Here is a 22,832-nt window from a genome sequence, read left to right as displayed (position 1 = left end):
AGAGTAACACATCCACGTAAACCAACTACCAACGGCTGGCGGCCTGCTTATCGCTGTCGCGAGATTCTACCCAGCGATCCCCTTCCGGCGTGGCTTCGCGCTTCCAGAACGGGGCTTTGGTTTTGAGGAAATCCATAATGAACTCCCCTGCCGCAAACGCGCTGCCGCGGTGGGCGCTGGTCACGCCGACGAAGACAATCTCCTCGCCGGGCCACATCTCGCCGATACGGTGAATAACCGTGACGCGCCCGAGCGGCCAGCGGCCTCGCGCCTCGTCGACAATCTCCGCCAGCGATTTCTCCGTCATGCCGGGATAGTGCTCCAGCGTCAGCGCCTTCACGCTGTCACCGAGGTTGTGATTGCGCACCTTGCCGGTAAAGGTCACGACCGCGCCGTCTTCATCGCGTTCCGCCAGCCAGCCGTATTCGGTCCCTACGTTAAAACGCTCAGGACTCACCAGAATTCGGGTTTCAGCCATCTTAGCCCCCTGTGACCGGCGGGAAGAAGGCCACTTCATCCCCGGCCTTCAGCGGATGGGTAAGCTCCACCAGCGTCTGGTTAACGGCGGCCAGCAGCTTGCCTTCGTCGAGCGCCAGCGCCCAGCGGTCGCTCTGTGCCGCCAGATGCGCGCGCAGGGCCGCAACGTTTTCAAAAGAGGCATCCAGCGTCAGGCTGTCGGTATTCACCAGCTCGCGCACCTGCGCAAAAAAGAGCACCTTAATCATGGCTGTCCACCTTAAAATCACCGGATTTGCCGCCGCTTTTTGCCAGCAGGCGAACCGGGCCAATCACCATATCTTTCTGCACCGCTTTGCACATGTCGTAGATGGTCAGCGCGGCAACGGAGGCCGCCGTCAGCGCCTCCATCTCCACGCCGGTTTTGCCGGTTAAGCGGCAGAGTGACTCAATGCGCACGCGACTCTGCTCCGGCTGCGCCTGCAGGTTCACCTCCACCTTGCTCAGCATCAGCGGATGGCACAGCGGGATGAGATCCCAGGTGCGCTTGGCGGCCTGAATACCCGCGATGCGCGCGGTCGCAAAGACATCACCCTTGTGATGGCTGCCGTCGATAATCATCGCCAGCGTTTCCGGCAGCATGGTGACGAACGCTTCGGCGCGCGCCTCGCGCACCGTTTCCGCTTTGGCGGAGACGTCCACCATATGCGCTTCGCCAGCGGCGTTAATGTGGGTCAGTTGTGACATAGCTTATTTCTTTAAATGGGGATGGAAATTACACGGACGGGTACGGGCGTCCAGCTGCGGGGCGATGATGTTTTCCCACGCGGTGCGGCAGGCTTTCGTCGAGCCCGGCATGGCGAAAATCAGGGTTTTGTTCGCCACCCCGGCAACGGCGCGCGACTGCAGCGTGGAGGTGCCAATCTCTTCAAAGGAGAGCATGCGGAACACCTCGCCGAAGCCTTCCACCTCGCGGTCGAACAGCGGGAGCAGCGCTTCAGGCGCCTGATCGCCCGCGGTAAAGCCGGTGCCGCCGGTGATCAGCACCACCTGCACCTCATCACTGGCGATCCACTGCGAGACCTGCGCGCGAATGGCGTAGCGGTTCTCCTTCACGATCGCTTTATCAACAATGTTATGCCCCGCGTCATGGGCCGCCTCGCGCAGCCAGTGGCCGGAAGTATCATCCTCTTCGCCACGGCGGTCGGAAACGGTAAGGATCGCAATGCGTGTCGGGATAAATTCTGCACTGACCTGACTCATCTTCTGATTCCTTCTTAAGACTGGTTACCCGCCAATGTAAGACAGGTTCTGAGTAATGCCGGTATTGCCCTGATGCAGGAAGTGGGTCTGTTTTTTATGCGTCAGTGCTTCAGAAATGCGCGCTTCAAGCGCCTCCTGCTGCGCATCGTCTTCCAGCAGATCGCGAAGGTCCACGCCGCCGTCGCCGAACAGGCAGAGATGGAGTTTGCCCACGGAAGAGACGCGCAGGCGGTTGCAGCTGGCGCAGAAGTCTTTCTCGTAAGGCATGATAAGCCCGATCTCGCCTTCATAATCAGGATGGCAGAAGACCTGCGCCGGACCGTCGCTGCGCTGGCGGATCTGGTGGATCCAGCCGCGCCTGAGCAGCTCGTCGCGCAGCACCATGCCGGAGATGTGATGGCGGCGAAACAGCTCGCTGCCCTCGCCGGTTTCCATCAGCTCAATAAAACGCAGCTGAATGGGGCGGGTTTTGATCCACGCCAGGAAAGTATCGAGCTGGTGATGGTTTACATCACGCATCAGCACCGTGTTGACTTTGACTTTTTCGAAGCCGGCCGCAAATGCCGCATCGATACCGTCCATGACCTGCTGGAATTTATCCTGGCCGGTAATGGCGTGAAACTGGCGGGCGTCCAGACTGTCCACGCTGACGTTAATGGCGGTTAAGCCCGCATCGCGCCAGGTGGCTACGTCGCGCGCCATACGGTAACCGTTGGTGGTTACCGCAATCTGGCGGATACGTTCGTTTTCACGCACGGCGGCAATGATGTCGGGGAAATCGCGGCGCAGCGAGGGTTCACCGCCGGTAAGGCGCACTTTTTCGGTGCCGAGCTCAGAGAAGGCGCGCGTGACGCGGCGCACTTCATCCACGGAGAGAAAGCCGTTATTGGTGACGCTGCCCGGTTTGTAGCCATCGGGCAGGCAGTAGGTGCAACGGAAGTTGCACACTTCGGTAATCGACAGACGTAAGTAATAAAACTTACGCGCGAAAGCATCAGTAAGTTGTGAAGCCATGTACACCTTTCCAGATCGGGAGGCACAGTCATTTCTTTCTGTACCCTGGTGGCAAATTCGCCACGGCCAGAGCGCCATATCTTTCGACACAGGCACAAGGGCTAGAGTGTATGTTTTCAATTTTGAAAACGTGGTTAGGGCGATAGTAGCGCGGAAATTCTCACGACGCCATTATCGCCTTTCGCTATATAGTTACGTATATAGCGAATCAATCCTGCATTTTCGCTACAGAATACCTAAAAACCGCATTTTCACATTGATATACGTCATTTTGCGTCGGGTGAGGCATCGTCTTTTAGGGGTAGTTAGGTTACTGTTACGCGATCGAACGTGATAAGGAATACGTATGCGCAATCGCACTTTTGCGGATCTTGACCGAGTGGTCGCTCTTGGCGGAGGACACGGCTTAGGCCGGGTTATGTCCTCTTTGTCGTCACTCGGCTCAAGGCTGACAGGGATAGTGACCACCACCGACAACGGCGGCTCAACCGGACGCATTCGTCGTGCCGAAGGCGGTATTGCCTGGGGAGACATGCGCAACTGCCTGAACCAGTTAATTACCGAGCCAAGCGTCGCGTCGGCGATGTTTGAGTACCGTTTTGGCGGTAATGGCGAACTTTCCGGACATAACCTCGGAAATTTGATGTTAAAGGCGCTCGATCACCTGAGCGTAAGGCCTCTGGAAGCCATCAACTTAATCCGTAATCTGCTCAAAGTGGACGCATTCCTGATCCCCATGTCTGAACAACCGGTTGACTTGATGGCCATCGACGCCGAAGGGCATGAAGTTTACGGCGAGGTGAATATCGACCAGCTCATTCTGCCGCCCACGGAGTTAATGACCTATCCGAGCGTACCCGCCACGCGAGAAGCGGTGGAGGCCATCGGAGAAGCGGATCTTATCCTGATCGGTCCGGGCAGTTTTTATACCAGCCTGATGCCCATTCTGCTGGTGAAAGAGCTGGCGCAGGCGCTGCGCCGCACCCCTGCCCCGATGGTTTACATCGGTAACCTGGGACGTGAACTGAGTCCGGCGGCGGCGAGCCTGTCGCTGGCAGATAAGCTTGAATTAATGGAGCAGTACGTCGGCAAAAAAATTATCGACGGCGTCGTGGTCGGGCCGAAGGTGGATGTGTCGGGTATTGGCGACCGCGTGGTGGTGCAGGAGCCGCTGGAAGCGAGTGACATTAAGTATCGCCATGACCGTCACCTGCTGCGCGAGGCGCTGGAGAAGGCGATTCAGGCGCTGGGCTAGATTCGTTTTGTGCGGCCTGATGCCCTCACCCCGGCCCTCTCCCTCAGGGAGAGGGAGAAAACAACGCTTTACTCACGATGCCGCGATGAAAAGATCCCGCAGCTGATGAAGCTGGTCGCGGATCTGCGCCGCTTCTTCGAACTCCAGGTTCTGCGCGTGCTGCATCATCTGCCCTTCCAGCTCGTGGATTTTCTGCTGCAGCGCTTTCGGCGTCAGCACGACGGCATCCTCTTCCACCACTGAACGCGCCTTGCCGCGACCTTTCGCTTTGGTTTTGGCAATGTTCTGACCCAGCGCCAGAATATCCACCACCTTCTTGTTCAGCCCCTGCGGGATAATGCCGTGCTCTTCGTTGTAGCGCTGCTGTTTCTCGCGGCGGCGCTCCGTTTCGCCAATCGCTTTCGCCATCGACGGGGTGATTTTGTCACCGTACAGAATCGCTTTCCCGTTGACGTTACGCGCGGCGCGGCCGATGGTCTGGATCAGGGAGCGTTCAGAACGCAGGAAACCCTCTTTGTCCGCATCCAGAATCGCCACCAGCGAGACTTCCGGCATATCCAGACCTTCTCGCAGCAGGTTGATCCCCACCAGCACGTCAAACTCGCCCAGACGCAGATCGCGGATAATCTCCATGCGCTCCACGGTGTCGATATCCGAATGCAGATAGCGCACCTTCTCGCCGTGCTCTTCGAGATACTCGGTGAGGTCTTCCGCCATACGCTTGGTGAGCGTGGTCACCAGCACGCGCTCGTTGATGGCGGAACGGGCGCGGATCTCTGAGAGCAGATCGTCCACCTGCGTAGCCACTGGACGAACTTCAATAATCGGGTCGAGCAACCCGGTCGGACGCACAACCTGATCGACAACGTCTTCACCGGATTTCTCCAGCTCGTAGTTGCCCGGCGTGGCCGAGACGTAAATGGTTTGCGGCGCTAATGCCTCAAACTCTTCAAACTTCATCGGACGGTTATCCAGCGCTGACGGCAGGCGGAACCCGTACTCTACCAGCGTCTCTTTACGCGCCCGATCACCGCGGTACATCCCGCCGATCTGCGGGATCGTGACGTGGGATTCGTCGATCACCAGCAAACCGTCTGCCGGAAGGTAGTCAAACAGCGTCGGCGGCGGCTCGCCCGGCCCGCGCCCGGAGAGGAAGCGCGAGTAGTTTTCAATGCCGGAGCAATAGCCCAGCTCGTTCATCATCTCAAGGTCAAACTGGGTACGCTGGCTCAGGCGCTGCTCTTCGAGCAGCTTATTGTTCGCCAGCAGCACCTTACGGCGCTCGGCCAGCTCCACTTTGATCTCTTCCATCGCCTGCACGATACGCTCGCGCGGCGTCACGTAGTGCGTTTTCGGGTAGATGGTGAAGCGCTGGATCACCGATTCAATGTGTCCGGTTAGCGGGTCGAAGAGCGACAGGCGTTCAACCTCTTCGTCAAACAGCTCGACGCGTAGCGCCATATCGTCCGATTCCGCCGGGAAGATGTCGATCACCTCACCGCGTACGCGGAAGGTGCCGCGCTGGAACGCCTGATCGTTACGGGCATACTGCAGCTCCGCCAGACGGCGAACGATGGCGCGCTGGTCGATAATCATCCCCTGCGTCAGGTGCAGCATCATCTTGAGATAGAGATCCGGATCGCCCAGACCGTAGATCGCGGAAACCGACGCGACGACGACCACATCGCGACGCTCCAGAAGCGCCTTCGTGGCCGACAGACGCATCTGCTCGATGTGCTCGTTCACCGAGGCATCCTTCTCGATGAAGGTGTCAGAGCTCGGTACGTAGGCTTCAGGCTGGTAGTAATCGTAGTAGGAGACGAAATACTCCACCGCGTTTTCCGGGAAGAACTCTTTCATCTCGCCGTAAAGCTGCGCGGCCAGGGTTTTGTTGGGTGCCAGCACCATCGTTGGGCGCTGGAGATCCGCAATCACGTTGGCGATGGTGAACGTTTTACCCGAGCCGGTTACCCCCAGCAGCGTCTGGTGCGCCAGCCCGTCTTCCAGCCCCTCTTCCAGACGACGGATCGCCTCAGGCTGATCGCCAGATGGACGGAAAGCAGAATTCAATTTGAACGGTTTACTCATGGGCGACAACCTGATGACGTTATAAGCGGCAGGTGAGTAATTTTACTCGTTGTTGCCAGGAATGCCAGTAAAAAACACTGGATGAAAAACCAGTGGCATGTCAGGATATTTAGCATAGCGCCTGAATGATTAGCGCGATAGCGGCCAAAATTTGGACTGTGACAATATAAAACACCAGTCAGGTCAGGTTATCCCCAGAACTTTTTCTTTTTTAACATTTGTCAAGCCAGGTAATGATAGTTTTGTGGCAACGGGTGACACTTTCATGACGGGAATTGCTTTTATCTAAGCAATTAAATAATAAACGATATTTTCTAAAGCCGCGTTTCGCGCCAATTTGGGCGTAAGCCGCGTCTTCTCTCGCTTATCGCGTGTTTTCTAACTCTAATGCACATGGTTATCCACAGGAATAGTGGATAACTGCTTCCAGCCCATGCAGACTGGCGCTCGGCAAATTCCCGGTTTTTCCCACGAGACGGCAGTAAAAAAATTTTATAGCTATTTTTTGATGATTAACAGTTGCGTCATTCATAACCAACCGATGGGATCTTGCTCACATTTTCATCATTTCGGGTTCTGCACCACAACTCACCACCTCCAGCACCGTCGATGTGCAATTCCCTTTTATCTCAGCCCCTCTCTGGTGACTTATTCCTAAAAAAGCCGTTTTTTTGAACACTTTTCGGTTTCTGGCAGGGGTTTTGCAGATTCAAACGCGAGCCTCACCTACACACATTTTTAAGGAGAAAAAGATGTTGAGTCTGCGTGCTGTGAATCAGTTTTACGGAAGCCAACATACGCTATGGAACGTGAATTTGGATTTTCCGCAAGGGATGTGTACAGGCGTCGTTGGCCTGCCGGGGATGGGGAAAACCACCCTCATGAATTGCATCGCCGGGAGAGTGCCCGTTGAAAGCGGTAGCATCATCTGGCACGAGGCGGGCGCACCGCCGCGCGACTTGCTTAACCTGCCGCCAGAACAGCGCTCAGGACCGGGGATAGGCTATGTCCCGCAGGACAGGCGGATCTTCTCCCAGTTAACGATTGAGGAGAATCTGCATATTGCCATGCGGGCGATGGGGAAACCCAACCCGGAGGCGAAAAATGACGTTTACGACCTGTTTCCGGCGCTCTACGCATTGCGACTGGCCCGTGCGAACACGCTCTCTCCGGACGACCAGTACCAGCTGGCGCTGGCTAATGCGCTGGTGAACCGTCCGCACCTGCTGATCCTCGATGAGCCTCTGCACGGCGCAGGACACAGCTTCGCCCAGAAGCTGGGGCAGCTGCTGGTGCGCTTAAACCGGGAGTTTGGTATGACGGTGCTATTAGCGGAGCAGCAGCTGTCGTTTATCCGCCGGGTTGCGGACCGCTTCTGCATGCTCTATCGCGGGCGTAACGTGGCGCAGGGCCACGTTAACGAGCTGGATGACGAGCTTATCGCGCACTGGATGTCGCGGGAAGCAAGACGCTGAGATCGAGATAACGCCCGGTGTCGGCATTTTCCACGCCGTCAGCAAGCCAGGGAATTTCCCCGAGGCACGGGGCGGGAAGTACTCGCCTGAGCGTCGCCAGATACTCCTGGTGTCGTTTCCCCGGCGCAACCACGTCGTTGGCTATCCAGCCCGCCAGCGTCAGCCCGGCCTGCTGTACGGCCTGCGCGGTCAACATGGCGTGATTGATGCAGCCCAGCCTGACGCCGACGACCAGAATGACGGGAAGCTGCTCGGCCTGCACCCAGTCAGCAAACGTCTGCGTGTCCGAAAGCGGCGTAAACCAGCCGCCTGCGCCTTCCACCAGCACCCAGTCGGCCTGGCTTTCCAGCGTCCGTAACCCGGCTGACAGCACGGTGAAATCAATCGGACGACCTTCGTCAGCGCTGATGATGTGCGGCGAGGTCGGCTCGGCAAAGGTGTACGGATTCACCGCTGAATAGGCAAGCTCACGCGTGCTGTTACGCTGGAGCGCCAGCGCGTCGGTATTGCGTAACCCTTCCGCCGTCATCTCGCTGCCGGAAGCAACCGGCTTATATCCGGCGGTGTTTTTCCCAAGCTTTCGCGCCGCCTGCAGCAGCGCCGAGCTGGCCACCGTTTTTCCCACTTCCGTATCCGTTCCGGTGACAAAATAACGTTCACTCACGTTCGATAATCCCATGAAAAAGTTGATAAGAGAGCGGGAAATGTCCCCGCTGCTGCGGCCAGGCCAGCTCCAGACGCTGCAGCTGTCCCCGGGTCAACGGTTTTTTCTCGCGTCCGGTATGCAGGTGCGTGGCCCCGATGCCCTTCAGCGAGCGCATCGCGCTCAACGCATCGCTAAAATTGAGGGTGATGGTCTGCACCGTGCTGCAATAGCGCCAGCCTGCCAGCGCCTGCGTCACCTGCTCATGCGATAAAAATCGGTTAGCGTGCGGCTGCTCATCCACCGCTTTCCACGCCTGATTCAGCTCCGGCAGCGAACTTTCCAGCAGGGTGGTAAAGGCCACCTTCCCGCCCGGTCGCGCAACGCGATAAAGCTCTCGCAAGGCCTGCGGCAGGCTGCTGCACCACTGGACCGCCAGATGACTCCAGACCAGATCGAACTGCGCATCCGCCAGCGGGATCGCCTCGATATCCGCCAGCAGATAGCGATCCGCTGCCTGCCTCTGACGCGCCTCGTCGAGCATCTGCTCTGAGAGGTCGATAGCCGTGACTTGGCTTCCCGCCCCGCGCCAGTAGCGGCTGTTGCCGCCGGGACCACAGCCGGCGTCCAGCACCTGCGGAAAACGGTTCTCGCCAAGCGCGGCCAGAAGCCCCTGCGCGCTCTGACGCTGCAGCTCATCGTGCTGCGAATAGCTCTGCGCGGCCCGGCCAAATGCTGCCGCGACGGCCTGCTTATTCACCTGCGTCATGGAGCGCCTCCAGCAGCGTCTGGATATCCCGAGCGTCATGCGCCGCCGTCAGGGTTAAACGCAGCCGCGCGGTACCCGGCGGGACCGTTGGCGGGCGAATGGCTGTAACCCACATGCCGCGCTCGCGCAGCGCCTGTGCCAGCGCCAGCGCGCGGCCGTTTTCGCCGACGATCACCGGCTGGATGGCGCTCTGCGAATCGGGGCTGTGGAAGGGCAGCGCCGCTAGCCCCTTGCGGAAGCGGGAGATATGCTCTGCCAGCCGCTGACGACGTACATCCCCTTCCGCGCTGCGGATCACCGCCAGCGACGCAGACAGCGCCACGGCCTGCGCCGGAGGCATGCTGGTGCTGTAGATCAGGTGTCGGGCAAACTGCAGCAGATAGTCGGCGACGGACTCGCTGCACAGCACGGCGGCGCCGCTGACGCCAAAGCCTTTGCCGAAGGTGACGATCAGCAGCTCCGGCTTTACGTTTTGCTGATGCGCGCTGCCGCGACCTTCGCCACCCATTACGCCAATGCCGTGGGCATCGTCAACCAGCAGCCAGGCGTTTTGCCGCTTTGCGGCCTCGTGCAGCGCGGCAAGCGGCGCGCTGTCGCCGTCCATGCTGAACACCCCTTCGGTGACCGCCAGCTGCTGTCCGTCGCAGGGTTTATCCAGCAGCGCGGCGAGTTGCCCCGCATCGTTATGGGTAAAGCGGCGCAGCTGCGCCGGGCTTAAATTTGCCGCCTCCAGCAGCGAGGCGTGGCTCAGGCGGTCAGCGACAATACGGTCCTCTTTTCCCATCAGGGCGGTAATGACCGCCTGGTTGGCGGCAAAGCCGGAGATGAACAGCAGCGCGCGCGGGTAGCCGAGCCAGTCGGCAAGCGCCTCTTCCAGCGCCTGATGCGCCGTGGTGTAGCCGCTGACGTGTCCCGAGCCGCCGCTGCCCACGCCAAACCGCTCCGCACCCTGCTGCCAGGCGCGGATGATGGCAGGATGCTGGCTCAGCCCGAGATAGTCGTTGCTGGAGAAATTACAAAACTGCCGCCCCTCGCGGGTAAGAAAACGGCCCGCGCCGTTTTCCACCACCCTGCGAATGCGAAACGCCTCTGCCGCCCGGCGTTCGTCCAGCGCGGTATTAATGCGTGCCTGCCAGGTCATACGGCTGCCGCGTTGTAGAACTGGTCGGTGTCGGCGTTGAAAATCTGCTGCTCCAGCTGCTGCTGTTGCTCGTTATCGCCCGTCAGCACCTCGGTCTGATGCGGGTTAAGCCCCAGTTTGCGGAACAGCTGAACGTCTTTGTCCTCTTCCGGGTTCGGCGTGGTCAGCAGCTTGCAGCCGTAGAAGATGGAGTTGGCTCCGGCCATAAAGCACATCGCCTGGGTCTGCTCGTTCATCTGCTCGCGACCGGCAGAGAGGCGCACGAAAGAGGTCGGCATCATGATGCGCGCCACCGCGATGGTGCGAATAAAATCAAACGCATCCACGTCGTCGTTGTCCGCCAGCGGCGTTCCCTTAACCTTCACCAGCATGTTGATCGGCACGCTTTCCGGCGGGGTCGGCAGGTTTGCCAGCTGCAGCAGCAGGCCCGCGCGGTCTTTCACCGTTTCGCCTAAGCCGACAATACCGCCCGAGCAGACCTTGATCCCCGCGTCACGCACTTTATCCAGCGTGTCCAGACGCTCCTGATAGGTCCTCGTGGTGATGATGTTGCCGTAAAACTCCGGCGAGGTGTCGAGGTTGTGGTTGTAGTAGTCCAGCCCTGCGGCGGAGAGGCGCTGCGCCTGCTCCTCGTTTAATGTGCCGAGCGTCATACAGGCTTCGAGGCCCATCTCCTTCACGCCCTTCACCATCTGCTCCAGATACGGCATGTCGCGGTCGTGCGGGTTCTTCCACGCCGCGCCCATGCAGAAGCGGGTCGAGCCGGCGTTTTTCGCCTTGCGAGCGGAGTCGAGCACCTGCTCCACTTCCATCAGCCGTTCGGATTCGAGACCGGTTTTGTAGCGCGCGCTCTGCGGGCAATATTTGCAGTCTTCAGGACAGGCACCGGTTTTGATCGACAGCAGCGTGCTGACCTGAACATGGCGCGGATCGAAGTGCTGACGATGCACCTGTTGGGCTTCGAACATCAGCTCAAGGAAAGGTTTGTTGAATAATTCAGTGACTTGCGACATCGTCCAGCGTGCGTGGTGAGCCATCGGGCTTCTCCAAAGGGTTTTGTTAATTTTCGGTTCGGTTTATACTCGTAAACCTAAAACTTTTCAAAATGGTTTACAAGTCGATTATGACCCAGGACGATCTCGCCTTCGACAAGCAGCATATCTGGCACCCTTACACTTCCACTACCCGCCCTCTTCCCGTTTATCCGGTGGCCTCGGCCCACGGCTGCGAGCTGCACCTCGCCAGCGGCGAACAGCTCGTTGACGGGATGTCTTCGTGGTGGGCGGCCATTCACGGGTACAACCACCCGCGCCTGAATGCGGCGATGAAGGCCCAGATTGACCAGATGTCGCACGTGATGTTTGGCGGAATCACCCATCAGCCCGCGGTGGATTTATGCCGTCGCCTGGTGGCGATGACGCCTGAATCGCTGGAGTGCGTGTTCCTGGCCGATTCCGGCTCCGTGGCGGTGGAAGTGGCGATGAAAATGGCGCTGCAGTACTGGCACGCGAAGGGTGAAACGCGCCAGCGCTTCCTCACCTTCCGCAACGGCTATCATGGGGATACCTTCGGGGCGATGTCGGTGTGCGATCCGGACAACTCGATGCACAGCCTGTGGAAAGGCTATCTGCCGGAAAACCTGTTTGCCCCTGCCCCGCAGAGCCGTTTCGACGGCGAGTGGAACGAGATGGACATGGTCGGCTTCGCGCGGCTGATGGCGGCGCATCGCCATGAAATCGCCGCCGTGATCCTGGAGCCGATTGTGCAGGGCGCAGGCGGAATGCGGATGTACCATCCGGAATGGCTGAGGCGTATTCGCAAGATGTGCGACCGCGAGGGCATTCTGCTGATTGCCGATGAGATCGCCACCGGCTTTGGCCGCACCGGCAAGCTGTTTGCCTGCGAACATGCGGGCATTGCGCCGGATATACTGTGTCTGGGCAAGGCGCTGACCGGCGGCACCATGACGCTCTCCGCCACGCTCACGACCCGCCAGGTGGCCGACACCATCAGCGACGGCGAGGCCGGCTGCTTTATGCACGGCCCGACGTTTATGGGCAACCCGCTGGCCTGCGCCGTCGCAAGCGAAAGCCTCGCCATTCTGGAGAGCGGCGAGTGGCAGACGCAGGTGGCGGCGATTGAGGCGCAGCTGAAAGAGGAGCTGAGCGCCGCCTCTGGCGCAAATTTCGTGGCAGACGTGCGCGTGCTGGGCGCCATCGGCGTGATTGAAACCACCCATCCTGTGAATATGGCGGCGCTGCAGCGCTTCTTCGTTGAGCAGGGCGTCTGGGTGCGGCCTTTCGGCAAGCTTATCTACCTGATGCCGCCGTACAGCATTACGCCAGAGCAGCTGCGTAAATTAACCGACGCGGTTGTAACAGCCGTTAACATTCCCGCGCATTTCACGATGTAACCCTATGCATTACACTTGCTGAACGAGCGATCAACAAGGGTAAACCGTATGAAAATCATCAGTAAAGATCTGCGCGACGGTGAAAAACTGCCGGAACGCCACGTATTCAACGGCATGGGGTATCAGGGAGACAACATCTCCCCGCACCTGGCGTGGGATGAGGTTCCGGCCGGAACAAAAAGCTTTGTCGTGACCTGCTACGACCCGGATGCGCCGACCGGCTCCGGCTGGTGGCACTGGATTGTGGCGAACCTGCCTGCCGACACGCGCGTCCTGCCGCAGGGTTCAGGTTCAGACCTGGTTGCCCTGCCTGAAGGCGCCATTCAGACGCGCACCGATTTTGGTAAAGCGGGCTACGGCGGCGCGGCGCCGCCAAAAGGGGAAACCCACCGCTATATCTTCACGGTGCACGCGCTGGATGTGGAGAAGATTGAGGTCGATGAAGGGGCGAGCGGCGCGATGGTAGGGTTTAACGTGCATTTCCATTCGCTGGGCAGCGCGTCGATTACGGCGATGTATTCATAATAGTGCGGGCTGATGCCCTCACCCCAGCCCTCTCCCACAGGGAGAGGGTGAAAACCGGGCAATTCCCTCTCCCTGTGGGAGAGGGTGAGGGCAAAAAATCACAGCACCGAAGGTAACAGTCCTACAAGGCTTCCCTCTTCCAGAAGCTGCATCGCCTTATCAATATCCGGCGCAAAGAAGCGGTCATCATCGTAGTGCGATACGTGCTCGCGCAGCACATGACGCGCCTGCTCCAGCAGCGGGCTGGATTTTAGCCCTTCACGCAGATCGACACCCTGACATGCCGCCAGCCACTCCACCGCCAGCACGCCGCGGGTGTTGGAGGCCATTTCCCACAGACGACGCCCGGCAGCCGGCGCCATCGAAACGTGATCTTCCTGGTTCGCTGACGTTGGCAGGCTGTCCACGCTGTGCGGGTGCGACAGGGCTTTGTTCTCGCTCGCCAGCGCCGCCGCGGTCACCTGGGCAATCATAAAGCCCGAGTTGACCCCGCCGTTACGCACCAGGAACGGCGGCAGCTGGGACATATGTTTATCCATCATCAGCGCGATGCGGCGCTCGGACAACGCGCCGACTTCGGCAATCGCCAGGGCGATATTATCCGCCGCCATTGCCACCGGCTCGGCATGGAAGTTGCCCCCGGAGACCACCTCGTTTTCCTGGGCGAACACCAGCGGGTTATCGGACACCGCGTTGGCCTCCACCAGCAGCACTTCTGCCGCCTGGCGCAGCTGCGTCAGGCACGCGCCCATCACCTGCGGCTGGCAGCGCAGGGAATAGGGATCCTGAACCTTCTCGCAGTTGTGGTGTGAATCCGCGATCTCGCTGGTGTCGGTAAGCACGTGACGGTACATCGCGGCGACATCAATCTGCCCGCGCTGACCGCGCACCTCGTGGATGCGGGCATCGAACGGGCGACGCGAGCCCAGCACGGCTTCGGTGGTCAGCGCACCGCACACCACCGCTGAGGCAAACAGATCTTCCGCTTCAAACAGGCCGCGCAGCGCGAAAGCGGTCGATGCCTGCGTGCCGTTCAGCAGCGCCAGCCCCTCTTTCGCCGCCAGGGTGATCGGGTTTAACCCGGCTTTTTTCAGCGCCTCTTTCGCAGGAAGCCACTCGCCCTGCCAGCGCGCTTTGCCTTCCCCCAGCAGCAGCAGCGACATGTGCGCCAGCGGCGCAAGATCGCCGGAGGCACCGACGGAACCTTTTGCCGGGATCCACGGATAGACTTCCGCATTGACCAGCGCCATCAGCGCCTGAATCACGCTCAGTCGAATGCCGGAGAAGCCGCGGGCCAGGCTGTTGATTTTGAGCACCATCATCAGACGGACAATCTCATCATCCAGCGGCTGACCCACGCCCGCCGCGTGTGACAGCACCAGCGAACGCTGTAAGTTTTCCAGATCGTGTGTCGCGATGCGGGTCTGCGCCAGCAGGCCAAAGCCGGTGTTAATCCCGTAGGCGGTGCGCCCTTCGGCAACGATGGCTTCGACGCAGGCGACGCTGTCGTTAATGGCGGCATGGGCACTTGCATCCAGCGAAAGGGTGACCGGCTTGCGCCAGACGTTACGCAGCTGCTTGAGCGTCAGCGAGCCGGGAGTGAGTGTTAATGCGTTCATTAATGCTTTCCTTGTGTGGCAGGGATCATCGGCAGGTTAAGGCCCTGCTCTTTGGCACAGTCAATGGCAATTTCGTAACCCGCATCCGCGTGACGCATCACGCCGGTTGCCGGGTCGTTGTGCAGTACGCGAGCGATACGCGCGGCGGCTTCATCGGTTCCGTCGCAGACGATGACCATCCCGGAATGCTGGGAGAAGCCCATCCCCACGCCGCCGCCGTGGTGCAGCGACACCCAGGTCGCGCCGCTGGCGGTATTCAGCAGAGCGTTCAGCAACGGCCAGTCGGAGACCGCATCCGAGCCGTCGCGCATGGCTTCGGTTTCGCGGTTCGGGCTGGCGACGGAGCCGGAGTCCAGGTGGTCGCGGCCGATGACGATCGGCGCGGAGACTTCACCGCTGCGCACCATTTCGTTGAAGGCGAGGCCGAGTTTTTGACGCCACTCCAGCCCTACCCAGCAGATACGCGCCGGCAGGCCCTGGAAGTTAATGCGCTCGCGGGCCATATCCAGCCAGTGGTGAAGATGTTCGTCATCAGCGACGATCTCCTTCACTTTGGCGTCGGTTTTGTAGATATCCTCCGGGTCACCGGACAGGGCAACCCAGCGGAACGGACCGATACCGCGGCAGAACAGCGGGCGAATATAGGCAGGAACGAAGCCCGGGAAGTCAAAGGCGTTATTCACGCCCATCTCTTTCGCCATCTGGCGAATGTTGTTGCCGTAGTCAAAGGTCGGAATGCCCATCTGGCTGAAGGCCAGCATCGCTGAGACGTGTTCCGCCATAGAGCGTTTCGCGGCAAGCACCGTGCCTTCCGGGTCGGTTTCCGCTTTTTGCTGATATTCTTCCCACGTCCAGCCTTTTGGCAGATAGCCGTGCAGCGGGTCATGGGCGCTGGTCTGGTCGGTGACCAGATCCGGGCGCACGCCGCGGGCGACGAGTTCAGGAAGAATGTCCGCCGCGTTGCCGCACAGGGCAATCGACACCGCTTTGCCTTCGGAGGTGTATTTTTTGATGCGCGCCAGCGCATCGTCCAGATCGGTTGCCTGCTCATCGACGTAGCGGGTGCGCAGACGGAAATCAATGCGGCTCTGCTGGCACTCAATGTTGAGCGAGCACGCGCCGGCAAGCGTGGCGGCCAGCGGCTGCGCGCCGCCCATGCCGCCGAGACCCGCGGTCAGCACCCAGCGACCTTTGAGCGAGCCGTTATAGTGCTGGCGACCGGCTTCCACGAAGGTTTCGTAGGTGCCCTGCACGATCCCCTGGCTGCCGATGTAGATCCAGCTCCCGGCGGTCATCTGGCCATACATCGCCAGCCCTTTCGCATCCAGTTCGTTGAAGTGTTCCCACGTGGCCCAGTGCGGCACGAGGTTAGAGTTAGCGATCAGCACGCGCGGCGCGTTTTTGTGCGTTTTAAACACGCCAACCGGCTTGCCGGACTGCACCAGCAGGGTTTCGTCGTGTTCGAGTTCGGTCAGAGATTTTACAATCGCGTCATAGCATTCCCAGTTGCGCGCGGCGCGGCCTATGCCGCCGTAGACCACCAGCTCGTGGGGGTTCTCCGCCACCTCAGGGTCGAGGTTGTTCATCAACATGCGCAGCGGGGCTTCGGTGAGCCAGCTTTTGGCGGTAAGCGTGGTGCCGCGCGCGGCGCGGACGTCCTGCTGGCGGTATTTACCTGACGACATTGTGTGCTCCTCATAGGGGACAGATGATGCATTTAGATATACTTGTATAGACAAGCACACACAAGGTCAGATTTAACAAAAAAGATACAATTTTGTTATATTGCGTTAGCGATCACGCTTATAAAACTTATGACATGAAGTGGCCCTGCAGCCGGTAGCGATTCCCCGGGAAAAGCAGCCGGGCATGCGACACAATGTGCGACGAGGACCAGGTACGGCGGCGGATCAGCAGGCACGGATCGTGCTCTTTAATGCGCAGCCTTTCGCACTCCTGCGGCGTGGCGCGCACGGCCTCCACAATGTGCTCCCCTTCAGTCAGCGGTGCGACGAGCGAGAGATAGGCATGCGGCGTGGTCTGGGTGTAATCCTGGTTCAGATAGTCCGGTATCCGCTCAGCGTTAACGCAGCGATCTTCAATCTGCACCGGAATGTCGTTTTCGAAATGCACCATCACGGAGTGGAAGATGCGGCTTCCCTCCTTGACGTTAAGCTCTGTGGCCTGCTCGGCGCTGGCCTGGGTCTCTTCGAGCACCAGCACCTCGCAGCGGTGCTGATGATTACGCGCGGCTATCTCGTCCGCAATGCTGCGGATTTCAAACAGCGCCGACTGTCCTTTCGGTTCCGCCACAAACGTCCCCACGCCCTGCAGGCGCACCAGAAGCCCTTCGTCGGTCAGCTCGCGCAGCGCCCGGTTGACGGTCATCCGGCTAAAACCAAACTGCGCCACCAGCTCGGCCTCGGAAGGAATGCGATCGTGCGGGCGCCAGACGCCGGTAGCGATTTTTTCGCTAATTGCCTGCTTCACCTTTTCATAGAAAGGCGCGGGAGGGCTCGACTGCGGCAGAGGTGAGCGTGAAAACATCGTGACTCCTTGAATAGTGTTATGCCCACCAGTGAGCAATTTGCCAGGCCAGGCGGGCGGCGAGCTTAGCGCCCTGCCCGTCCCGATCGTACTGCGGGTTAAACTCTACCAGATCGGCGGCCTGTAGCTTACCGCTGCGGCAGATTTGTTCGATAACCGGGAGAAGATCCAGCGCCGGTATGCCTAACGCAGCCGGTGCGGACACGGCAGGCATTTCGCTGGCGGGCAGGACGTCCAGGTCGATTGTCAGATAGATACGATCGGCCTGCGCCAGCACCCTTTCCAGGGCGGATAGCGCATCGCGCCTGAAATGGAGATCTTCCACCAGCGTGACGTTCAGGCGTTCGGCCTCATCCCACAAAGCCTGCGTGTTCGCCGCCCGGCTCACGCCAAGGCAGGCGTAGTGAAATTCCCGCCCGCGCTCATCGCAGTAGCGCGCCAGCTGGCGAAACGGGGTGCCGGATGTGGCCCGGTCGGCCTTGCGCAGATCGAGATGGGCATCAAGGTTGATAATGACAACCCGCTCGCTCGGGAAGGCGTCCAGCACGCCGCGACCGTGCGCCCACGCGGTTTCGTGCCCGCCGCCAAACACCAGCGTCCGCATCCCGGACTGCTGACAGGCCGTGACGGCATCGCTTAACGCCTGCTGTGCCGCTTCCAGCTCGCCGCCTTCAACGTACACCGAGCCCATATCCGCCAGCCGCTCGTGTCCCAGATGGCTTGCCATATTTGCCAGCGCCTTACGCAGCACATCAGGCGCCTGCACGGCGCCGGGCCTGCCCTGATTGCGTTTTACCCCTTCATCACATTCAAAGCCTATCAGCGCGATGCCGGATGAAAGCGGCGTGAACTGGCCCTGCTGCTTTATCGTCTGGAAAATGCGCTTTGCGCTGCTGGCCTCGGCGCTGTCATCGCGCCCCTGCCAGACGGTTTCGGCTACGGGCCGCCATAACCTCATACTGCCTCCCCACGGAAAATACGTTGATACAGCGGGTTGCGTCCCGGCTCGTAGACCATCTCTACCGGATGATGCGCATCCCAGACGATAAAATCGGCGACAAACCCAGCCCGCAGCTGTCCGTGAGTTTCCCCGCGGCCCAGCGCCTGCGCGGCATGGCGCGTGACGCCAGCCCAGGCTTCTTCCGGGGTCAGGCCAAACTGGACGCAGGCCATGTTCATCGCCAGGTGCAGGCTCGCAAATGGGCTGGTGCCGGGGTTATAGTCGGTGGCGACCGCCATCGGCACGCCCCGTTTTCTGAGCTGTTCAACCGGTGGACGCTGGCGCTCCTGAAGAAAATAGAACGCACCCGGCAACAGGACGGCAACCGTGCCGCTTTGCGCCATCGCCTGAACGCCTGCGTCATCGAGATACTCAATATGATCGGCGGAAAGGCCCTTATACTGGCTGACCAGCGACGCGCCGCCCTGATTCGACAGCTGTTCGACATGCCCTTTCACCGGGATACCCAGCGCGGCGGCGGCCTTGAAGAGTCGCTCGGTTTGCGACGGGGTAAAGCCGACGTTTTCACAAAACACGTCGACTGCTTCATATAACTCTTTTTGCCACAGCGTGGGCAGTATCTGCTCACAGACCAGCGTGAGGTACGCATCAGGATCCTGCCGGTATTCCGGCGGAACCGCATGGGCCGCAAGTAGCGTTGGGCTGATATCGATCGGATTATTGAGGCGCAGCTGGCGGGCAACCTGCAGCATCTTCTCTTCGGCCTCGGCGTTGAGCCCGTATCCCGATTTGATTTCAACGGTCGTCACGCCTTCATTCATGAGACGCTGGAGCCGCTGCTGCGCCAGTTTCAGCAAGGTTTCGGCTGAACTGCTGCGCGTCGCCGTCACGGTCGCGTTAATCCCGCCCCCCTGGGCGCTGATGGTTTGATAAGAGACACCGTTCAGACGCTGCTCCCATTCCGCCGCGCGATCGCCGCCAAATACCAGGTGGGTATGGCAGTCAATCAGGCCAGGCGTGACCAGACGACCCTGAAGATCGACACAGTGACGGAGTCCGGAAGGAATGTCAGATTCAGGGATCGCGGCCAGAATAGTGTGGCCGCGCACGACCAGGGCATGTTGCTCTTTCAGTCCATAAGGCGCAGGTACGTCCGGAGCCATCGTAGCCAGTCGCGCATTTCGCCATATTACATCGTCGGGATGAATCTGCTGCATGGGGCATTCCACTTGTCTTAGGTTGTATAGACATTTATTTGCATCCACCGTCTACTGTCAACCGCCTTGACTGAAAATGTTATTTATTTGTGATCACTTACCTGCCGCTCCGGGGCTAAAAATGCAACTTTTACCCTTTTTATCTTCCCGTTTCGCTCAACTTAGTATAAAAAAGCAGGCTATTTCGTCTATCCCGTTTAAGACTTGCATACCCAGGAGCTCTACCTTGAACATTTCCAGGATTTCCCGTCTGGCGTTAGCACTCGCCTTTGGCGTGACCTTATCCGCATGCAGTTCAACACCACCGGATCAGCGCCCTTCTGAGCAGGTTGCGCCCGGTACCGCCTCCCGCCCGATTTTGTCCGCTGATGAAGCGAAGAACTTCGATCGTGCGCACTACTTCTCGGCGATGGATCCTAACGCTGCGCCGTGGACACCGTCTTCTATCAACCTGCCTAAACAGCCTGACTTCGTGGTTGGCCCGGCGGGTGCGCAGGGCGTAACGCACACCTCTATTCAGGCTGCGGTTGATGCTGCCATCACTAAACACAGCGCGTCTCGCCAGTACATCGCGATCCTGCCGGGTGAATATGAAGGCACCGTGTATGTTCCGGCGGCACCGGGCAGCATTACGCTTTATGGTCTGGGCGAAAAAGCGATCGACGTAAAAATTGGCCTGGCGATTGATTCCGAAATCGACAGCAACACCTGGCGTCACCTGGTGAACCCGGCCGGTAAATATATGCCGGGCAAACCGGCGTGGTATATGTTTGATAACTGCCAGAGCAAGCGTTCCGCCACCATTGGCGTGATGTGCTCGGCGGTGTTCTGGTCTCAGAATAACGGTCTGCAGCTGCAGAACCTGACCATTCAGAATACCCTGGGCGACAGCGTTGATGCCGGCAGCCACCAGGCCGTTGCGCTGCGTAGCGATGGCGATAAGGTGCAGATTAACAACGTCAACCTTCTTGGCCGTCAGAACACCTTCTTCGTGACCAACAGCGGCGTGCAGAACACCCTGCAGAATAACCGCCTGACCCGTACCCTGGTGACCAACAGCTACGTTGAAGGTGACGTGGATCTGGTGTCCGGTCGCGGCGCGGTGGTGTTTGATAATACCGATTTCCGCGTGGTGAACTCACGTACTCAGCAGGAAGGTTACGTGTTTGCTCCGGCAACCCAGTCTAACCTCTTCTACGGCTTCCTGGCCGTGAATAGCCGCTTTAACGCTGCCGGTGACGGCGTGGCGCAGCTGGGACGCTCCCTGGACGTGGACTCTGCGACCAACGGTCAGGTCGTGATCCGCGACAGCGTGATCAACGAAGGCTTCAACATGGCGAAGCCGTGGGCTGATGCCGCGATCTCCAAACGTCCATTCTCCGGTAATACCGGTGCGGTGGATGATAAAGGGAACGTGCAGCGCAACCTGAACGACGCTAACTTCAACCGCATGTGGGAATACAACAACCGCGGTCTGGGTAGCAAAGTGGTTGCTGAGCCGAAGCAGTAAGCTGTTTTGCCGGGTGGCGCTGCGTTTACCGGGCATAAAAAAACCTCGCATTCGCGAGGTTTTTTGTTTGTAGCCGCTTAGTGAGCGTTTACCACGACCCACATTGGCCCCTGGCCTACGGCGTAACGTCCTTTCTCTTCCAATAGCCCCTGCTCGCCTTTAATTTCATACAGCGCGATGTGGTGGGATTTCTGCCCCGCCGCAATCAGGTATTTACCGCTGTGATCGATATTAAAGCCGCGCGGCTGGGTTTCCGTTGGCTGGAACCCTTCAATCGCCAGCACGCTGCCGTCTTCAGAGACGCTAAACACGGTAATGAGGCTGGAGGTACGGTCACAGGCGTACAGATGGCGACCATTTGGCGTAATGTGGATATCCGCCGCCCAGCGGGTATCGGAGAAATCAGACGGCATCATGTCCAGCGTCTGCACGCACTCGATCTGGCCGTTAGGATCTTTCAGCTCCCATACGTCCACCGAGCTGTTCAGTTCATTAACCACATAGGCGTACTGCTGGTTCGGATGGAAGACCATATGGCGCGGGCCGGCACCTTCAACGGTAGTCACTTCGGCAGGATTCTGCGCCACCAGGTGACCATCGTCGCTCAGGGTGAACAGGCAGATACGATCCTGCTTCAGCGCAGGCACCCACAGCGTGCGGTTATCCGGAGAGATATTCGCCGAGTGGCAGCCTTCAAGCCCTTCCACCACATCCACGGTTTCGACCGGAATGCCCTCTTCCAGACGCGTTACGCTGACGCAGCCCGCATTATAAGAGCCGCTGAAGACAAAGTTGCCTTTACGATCGGTCGAGATATGGGTTGGGCTGCCCGGCAACGGGGCTTCGGCAGTGTACGTCAGCGCGCCATCGTCCGGAGAAATGCGATAGGCCAGCACGCGAAACTCCGGGCGCACACCCACGTACAAGAAACGTTTATCCGGGCTGATGACCATCGGTTGCACCTGGCCTGGCACATCTACAACCTGAACCAGCGTGAGTGTCCCTTCGGTATTTAAACGCCAGACGTGGATCTGCTGGCTTTCAGGACTGGCGGTATAAACGGTTTGTTTCATGAATATTCACTCCTCACTGCGCATGAAAGTAGTTAACTTTTGACGGTGAATGCTGAATTGTCGACAGGAGTTTTGAAGCGTTCGCCTCTCGGTGTACCATCCCATCAAAACGTAAATTCAATATTAACCCGGGAAAACAGATGACCTCGCGTGTGATTGCTCTGGATTTAGACGGTACCTTACTGACGCCGCAAAAAACCCTTCTCCCCTCCTCCCTTGAGGCGCTAAAACGCGCGCAGGAAGCGGGATATCAACTCCTTATCGTAACGGGTCGACATCACGTTGCCATTCACCCTTTTTATCAGGCACTGGCGTTAGATACACCTGCAATTTGTTGTAATGGCACTTATTTGAGTGTGTGACGCTTATTACAACATTTTTACCCATCCAGGGCAATACGCCAGTATCCAACGCTGTTCCAGTGCTCAACAAGACTCTTCACCTTGTTTCGTCGTACCCGCAAAGCGGTGTACTATCGGAAAAACTACATACCAAAATCAGGTGAATCTCTACATGGACTATCAGGTAATCGCCCTTGATCTGGACGGCACTTTATTGACGCCAGAAAAAACTATTTTACCAGCCTCATTAACTGCCCTACAGAATGCCCGTAAATCAGGGGCAAAGGTTGTCATAGTTACCGGACGGCACTTTGTAGCCATCCATCCTTTTTATCAGGCATTAGCACTGAATACACCAGCTATATGTTGTAACGGTGCTTTATTGTACGATTACGCCGAAAAAAGAGTTATTGCCTCAGACCCTGACCTGCCCCCACGATTAGATACAACACTCAGTTAGTAACGTCGGAATCTTCATTCTCAGAATGACCCTTTCTCCAGCCCGCTGCAAATTCAGACGGT

21 protein-coding genes, 2 pseudogenes and 1 riboswitch are annotated in these 22,832 nt (G+C 58.9%); of the genes and pseudogenes, 7 read left to right on the top strand and 16 right to left on the bottom strand.

Annotated elements, in window-relative coordinates; translation table 11 throughout:
• Positions 1 to 25: 25 nt before the first annotated feature.
• From moaE to moaA, 5 genes are all read right to left on the bottom strand, one after another.
• Positions 26 to 478 carry a molybdopterin synthase catalytic subunit MoaE gene (gene moaE / locus ACMWLG_RS00115; protein ID WP_045403777.1) on the bottom strand — a complete coding sequence of 151 codons (453 nt, stop codon included), beginning with the start codon at positions 476 to 478 and terminating at the stop codon, positions 26 to 28.
• Between the two features lies 1 nt (position 479).
• Positions 480 to 725: a molybdopterin synthase sulfur carrier subunit gene (gene moaD / locus ACMWLG_RS00110; RefSeq protein WP_008501143.1), complete on the bottom strand. Its 246-nt coding sequence runs from the start codon at positions 723 to 725 to the stop codon at positions 480 to 482.
• Positions 718 to 1,203: a cyclic pyranopterin monophosphate synthase MoaC gene (gene moaC / locus ACMWLG_RS00105; protein WP_023292962.1), complete on the bottom strand. Its 486-nt coding sequence runs from the start codon at positions 1,201 to 1,203 to the stop codon at positions 718 to 720. Before moaC ends, moaD begins: the two co-directional genes overlap by 8 nt.
• 3 nt (positions 1,204 to 1,206) lie before the next feature.
• Positions 1,207 to 1,719, bottom strand: coding sequence for a molybdenum cofactor biosynthesis protein B (gene moaB, locus ACMWLG_RS00100; RefSeq protein ID WP_045403780.1), 513 nt, complete (start codon positions 1,717 to 1,719; stop codon positions 1,207 to 1,209).
• A gap of 24 nt (positions 1,720 to 1,743) precedes the next feature.
• The gene (gene moaA / locus ACMWLG_RS00095; protein ID WP_045619210.1) at positions 1,744 to 2,733 is read right to left on the bottom strand and encodes a GTP 3',8-cyclase MoaA; all 990 of its coding nucleotides are present in this window, start codon (positions 2,731 to 2,733) and stop codon (positions 1,744 to 1,746) included.
• A riboswitch (molybdenum cofactor riboswitch) is annotated at positions 2,721 to 2,854 on the bottom strand. Its footprint overlaps the gene before it by 13 nt.
• Positions 2,855 to 3,079: 225 nt before the next feature.
• Here moaA and yvcK point away from each other — a divergent pair.
• Positions 3,080 to 3,988 (top strand): uridine diphosphate-N-acetylglucosamine-binding protein YvcK, encoded by a 909-nt coding sequence (yvcK, locus tag ACMWLG_RS00090; protein WP_023310851.1) that lies wholly within the window; start codon positions 3,080 to 3,082, stop codon positions 3,986 to 3,988.
• Between the two features lie 72 nt (positions 3,989 to 4,060).
• On the opposite strand, the gene uvrB is transcribed toward yvcK, so the two are convergent.
• A complete protein-coding gene (gene uvrB, locus ACMWLG_RS00085; RefSeq protein WP_045403784.1) occupies positions 4,061 to 6,076 on the bottom strand; it encodes an excinuclease ABC subunit UvrB in 2,016 nt (671 codons plus the stop codon).
• A gap of 752 nt (positions 6,077 to 6,828) precedes the next feature.
• On the opposite strand from uvrB, the gene ACMWLG_RS00080 reads away from it, so the two are divergent.
• Positions 6,829 to 7,551: an ABC transporter ATP-binding protein gene (locus ACMWLG_RS00080; RefSeq protein ID WP_023310849.1), complete on the top strand. Its 723-nt coding sequence runs from the start codon at positions 6,829 to 6,831 to the stop codon at positions 7,549 to 7,551.
• Here ACMWLG_RS00080 and bioD read toward each other — a convergent pair.
• From bioD to bioB, 4 genes are read right to left on the bottom strand one after another with little or no spacing between them, the layout of a single operon-like run.
• The gene (bioD, locus tag ACMWLG_RS00075; RefSeq protein WP_045403786.1) at positions 7,514 to 8,215 is read right to left on the bottom strand and encodes a dethiobiotin synthase; all 702 of its coding nucleotides are present in this window, start codon (positions 8,213 to 8,215) and stop codon (positions 7,514 to 7,516) included. The two genes, ACMWLG_RS00080 and bioD, sit on opposite strands and share 38 nt — an antisense overlap.
• Entirely contained in the window at positions 8,208 to 8,963 is a 756-nt protein-coding gene (gene bioC, locus ACMWLG_RS00070) for a malonyl-ACP O-methyltransferase BioC (protein WP_045403788.1), read from the bottom strand. The genes bioD and bioC overlap by 8 nt, the downstream gene beginning before the upstream one ends.
• A complete protein-coding gene (bioF, locus tag ACMWLG_RS00065) occupies positions 8,947 to 10,104 on the bottom strand; it encodes an 8-amino-7-oxononanoate synthase (RefSeq protein ID WP_045403790.1) in 1,158 nt (385 codons plus the stop codon). The genes bioC and bioF overlap by 17 nt, the downstream gene beginning before the upstream one ends.
• Positions 10,101 to 11,141 (bottom strand): biotin synthase BioB, encoded by a 1,041-nt coding sequence (gene bioB / locus ACMWLG_RS00060; RefSeq protein ID WP_033144975.1) that lies wholly within the window; start codon positions 11,139 to 11,141, stop codon positions 10,101 to 10,103. The genes bioF and bioB overlap by 4 nt, the downstream gene beginning before the upstream one ends.
• 86 nt (positions 11,142 to 11,227) lie before the next feature.
• Between bioB and bioA the strand changes: the two genes are divergently transcribed.
• Positions 11,228 to 12,517: an adenosylmethionine--8-amino-7-oxononanoate transaminase gene (gene bioA, locus ACMWLG_RS00055; protein ID WP_072254530.1), complete on the top strand. Its 1,290-nt coding sequence runs from the start codon at positions 11,228 to 11,230 to the stop codon at positions 12,515 to 12,517.
• Positions 12,518 to 12,565: 48 nt separating this feature from the next.
• A complete protein-coding gene (locus tag ACMWLG_RS00050) occupies positions 12,566 to 13,042 on the top strand; it encodes a kinase inhibitor (RefSeq protein WP_008501131.1) in 477 nt (158 codons plus the stop codon).
• A gap of 98 nt (positions 13,043 to 13,140) precedes the next feature.
• Here ACMWLG_RS00050 and hutH read toward each other — a convergent pair whose 3' ends face one another.
• The 5 genes from hutH to hutI all read right to left on the bottom strand — a co-directional run bounded on the left by hutH (position 13,141) and on the right by hutI (position 19,386).
• Positions 13,141 to 14,661: a histidine ammonia-lyase gene (gene hutH, locus ACMWLG_RS00045; protein ID WP_023310843.1), complete on the bottom strand. Its 1,521-nt coding sequence runs from the start codon at positions 14,659 to 14,661 to the stop codon at positions 13,141 to 13,143.
• Positions 14,661 to 16,346 carry a urocanate hydratase gene (hutU, locus tag ACMWLG_RS00040; RefSeq protein WP_045355747.1) on the bottom strand — a complete coding sequence of 562 codons (1,686 nt, stop codon included), beginning with the start codon at positions 16,344 to 16,346 and terminating at the stop codon, positions 14,661 to 14,663. The genes hutH and hutU overlap by 1 nt, the downstream gene beginning before the upstream one ends.
• Before the next feature lie 127 nt (positions 16,347 to 16,473).
• Positions 16,474 to 17,208, bottom strand: coding sequence for a histidine utilization repressor (locus ACMWLG_RS00035; RefSeq protein WP_023310841.1), 735 nt, complete (start codon positions 17,206 to 17,208; stop codon positions 16,474 to 16,476).
• Between the two features lie 19 nt (positions 17,209 to 17,227).
• On the bottom strand, positions 17,228 to 18,166 hold the full coding sequence (hutG, locus tag ACMWLG_RS00030) for a formimidoylglutamase (RefSeq protein WP_045403796.1): 939 nt from the start codon (positions 18,164 to 18,166) through the stop codon (positions 17,228 to 17,230).
• Complete coding sequence (gene hutI, locus ACMWLG_RS00025; RefSeq protein WP_045403798.1) at positions 18,163 to 19,386, bottom strand: imidazolonepropionase; 1,224 nt, start codon at positions 19,384 to 19,386, stop codon at positions 18,163 to 18,165. The genes hutG and hutI overlap by 4 nt, the downstream gene beginning before the upstream one ends.
• Before the next feature lie 226 nt (positions 19,387 to 19,612).
• Here hutI and ACMWLG_RS00020 point away from each other — a divergent pair, with 226 nt between their 5' ends.
• On the top strand, positions 19,613 to 20,896 hold the full coding sequence (locus ACMWLG_RS00020; protein WP_045403801.1) for a putative acyl-CoA thioester hydrolase: 1,284 nt from the start codon (positions 19,613 to 19,615) through the stop codon (positions 20,894 to 20,896).
• Positions 20,897 to 20,973: 77 nt separating this feature from the next.
• On the opposite strand, the gene pgl is transcribed toward ACMWLG_RS00020, so the two are convergent.
• Complete coding sequence (gene pgl / locus ACMWLG_RS00015; RefSeq protein ID WP_023310837.1) at positions 20,974 to 21,969, bottom strand: 6-phosphogluconolactonase; 996 nt, start codon at positions 21,967 to 21,969, stop codon at positions 20,974 to 20,976.
• Positions 21,970 to 22,109: 140 nt separating this feature from the next.
• Here pgl and ACMWLG_RS00010 point away from each other — a divergent pair.
• Together ACMWLG_RS00010 and ACMWLG_RS00005 are read left to right on the top strand one after the other, a co-directional pair.
• Positions 22,110 to 22,322: pseudogene (locus ACMWLG_RS00010) on the top strand (HAD-IIB family hydrolase); the annotation flags it as partial.
• Between the two features lie 160 nt (positions 22,323 to 22,482).
• A pseudogene (locus ACMWLG_RS00005) lies at positions 22,483 to 22,734 on the top strand (HAD-IIB family hydrolase); the annotation flags it as partial.
• Between the last annotated feature and the right edge of the window lie 98 nt (positions 22,735 to 22,832).

The sequence above is a fragment of the Enterobacter sp. 01-M-02-SI-ECC genome (genome assembly GCF_047530595.1).
Classification (GTDB): domain Bacteria; phylum Pseudomonadota; class Gammaproteobacteria; order Enterobacterales; family Enterobacteriaceae; genus Enterobacter; species Enterobacter cloacae_M.
Note: the sequence above shows the minus strand (reverse complement) of the source record. Positions and strands in the feature narration are given on the sequence as shown.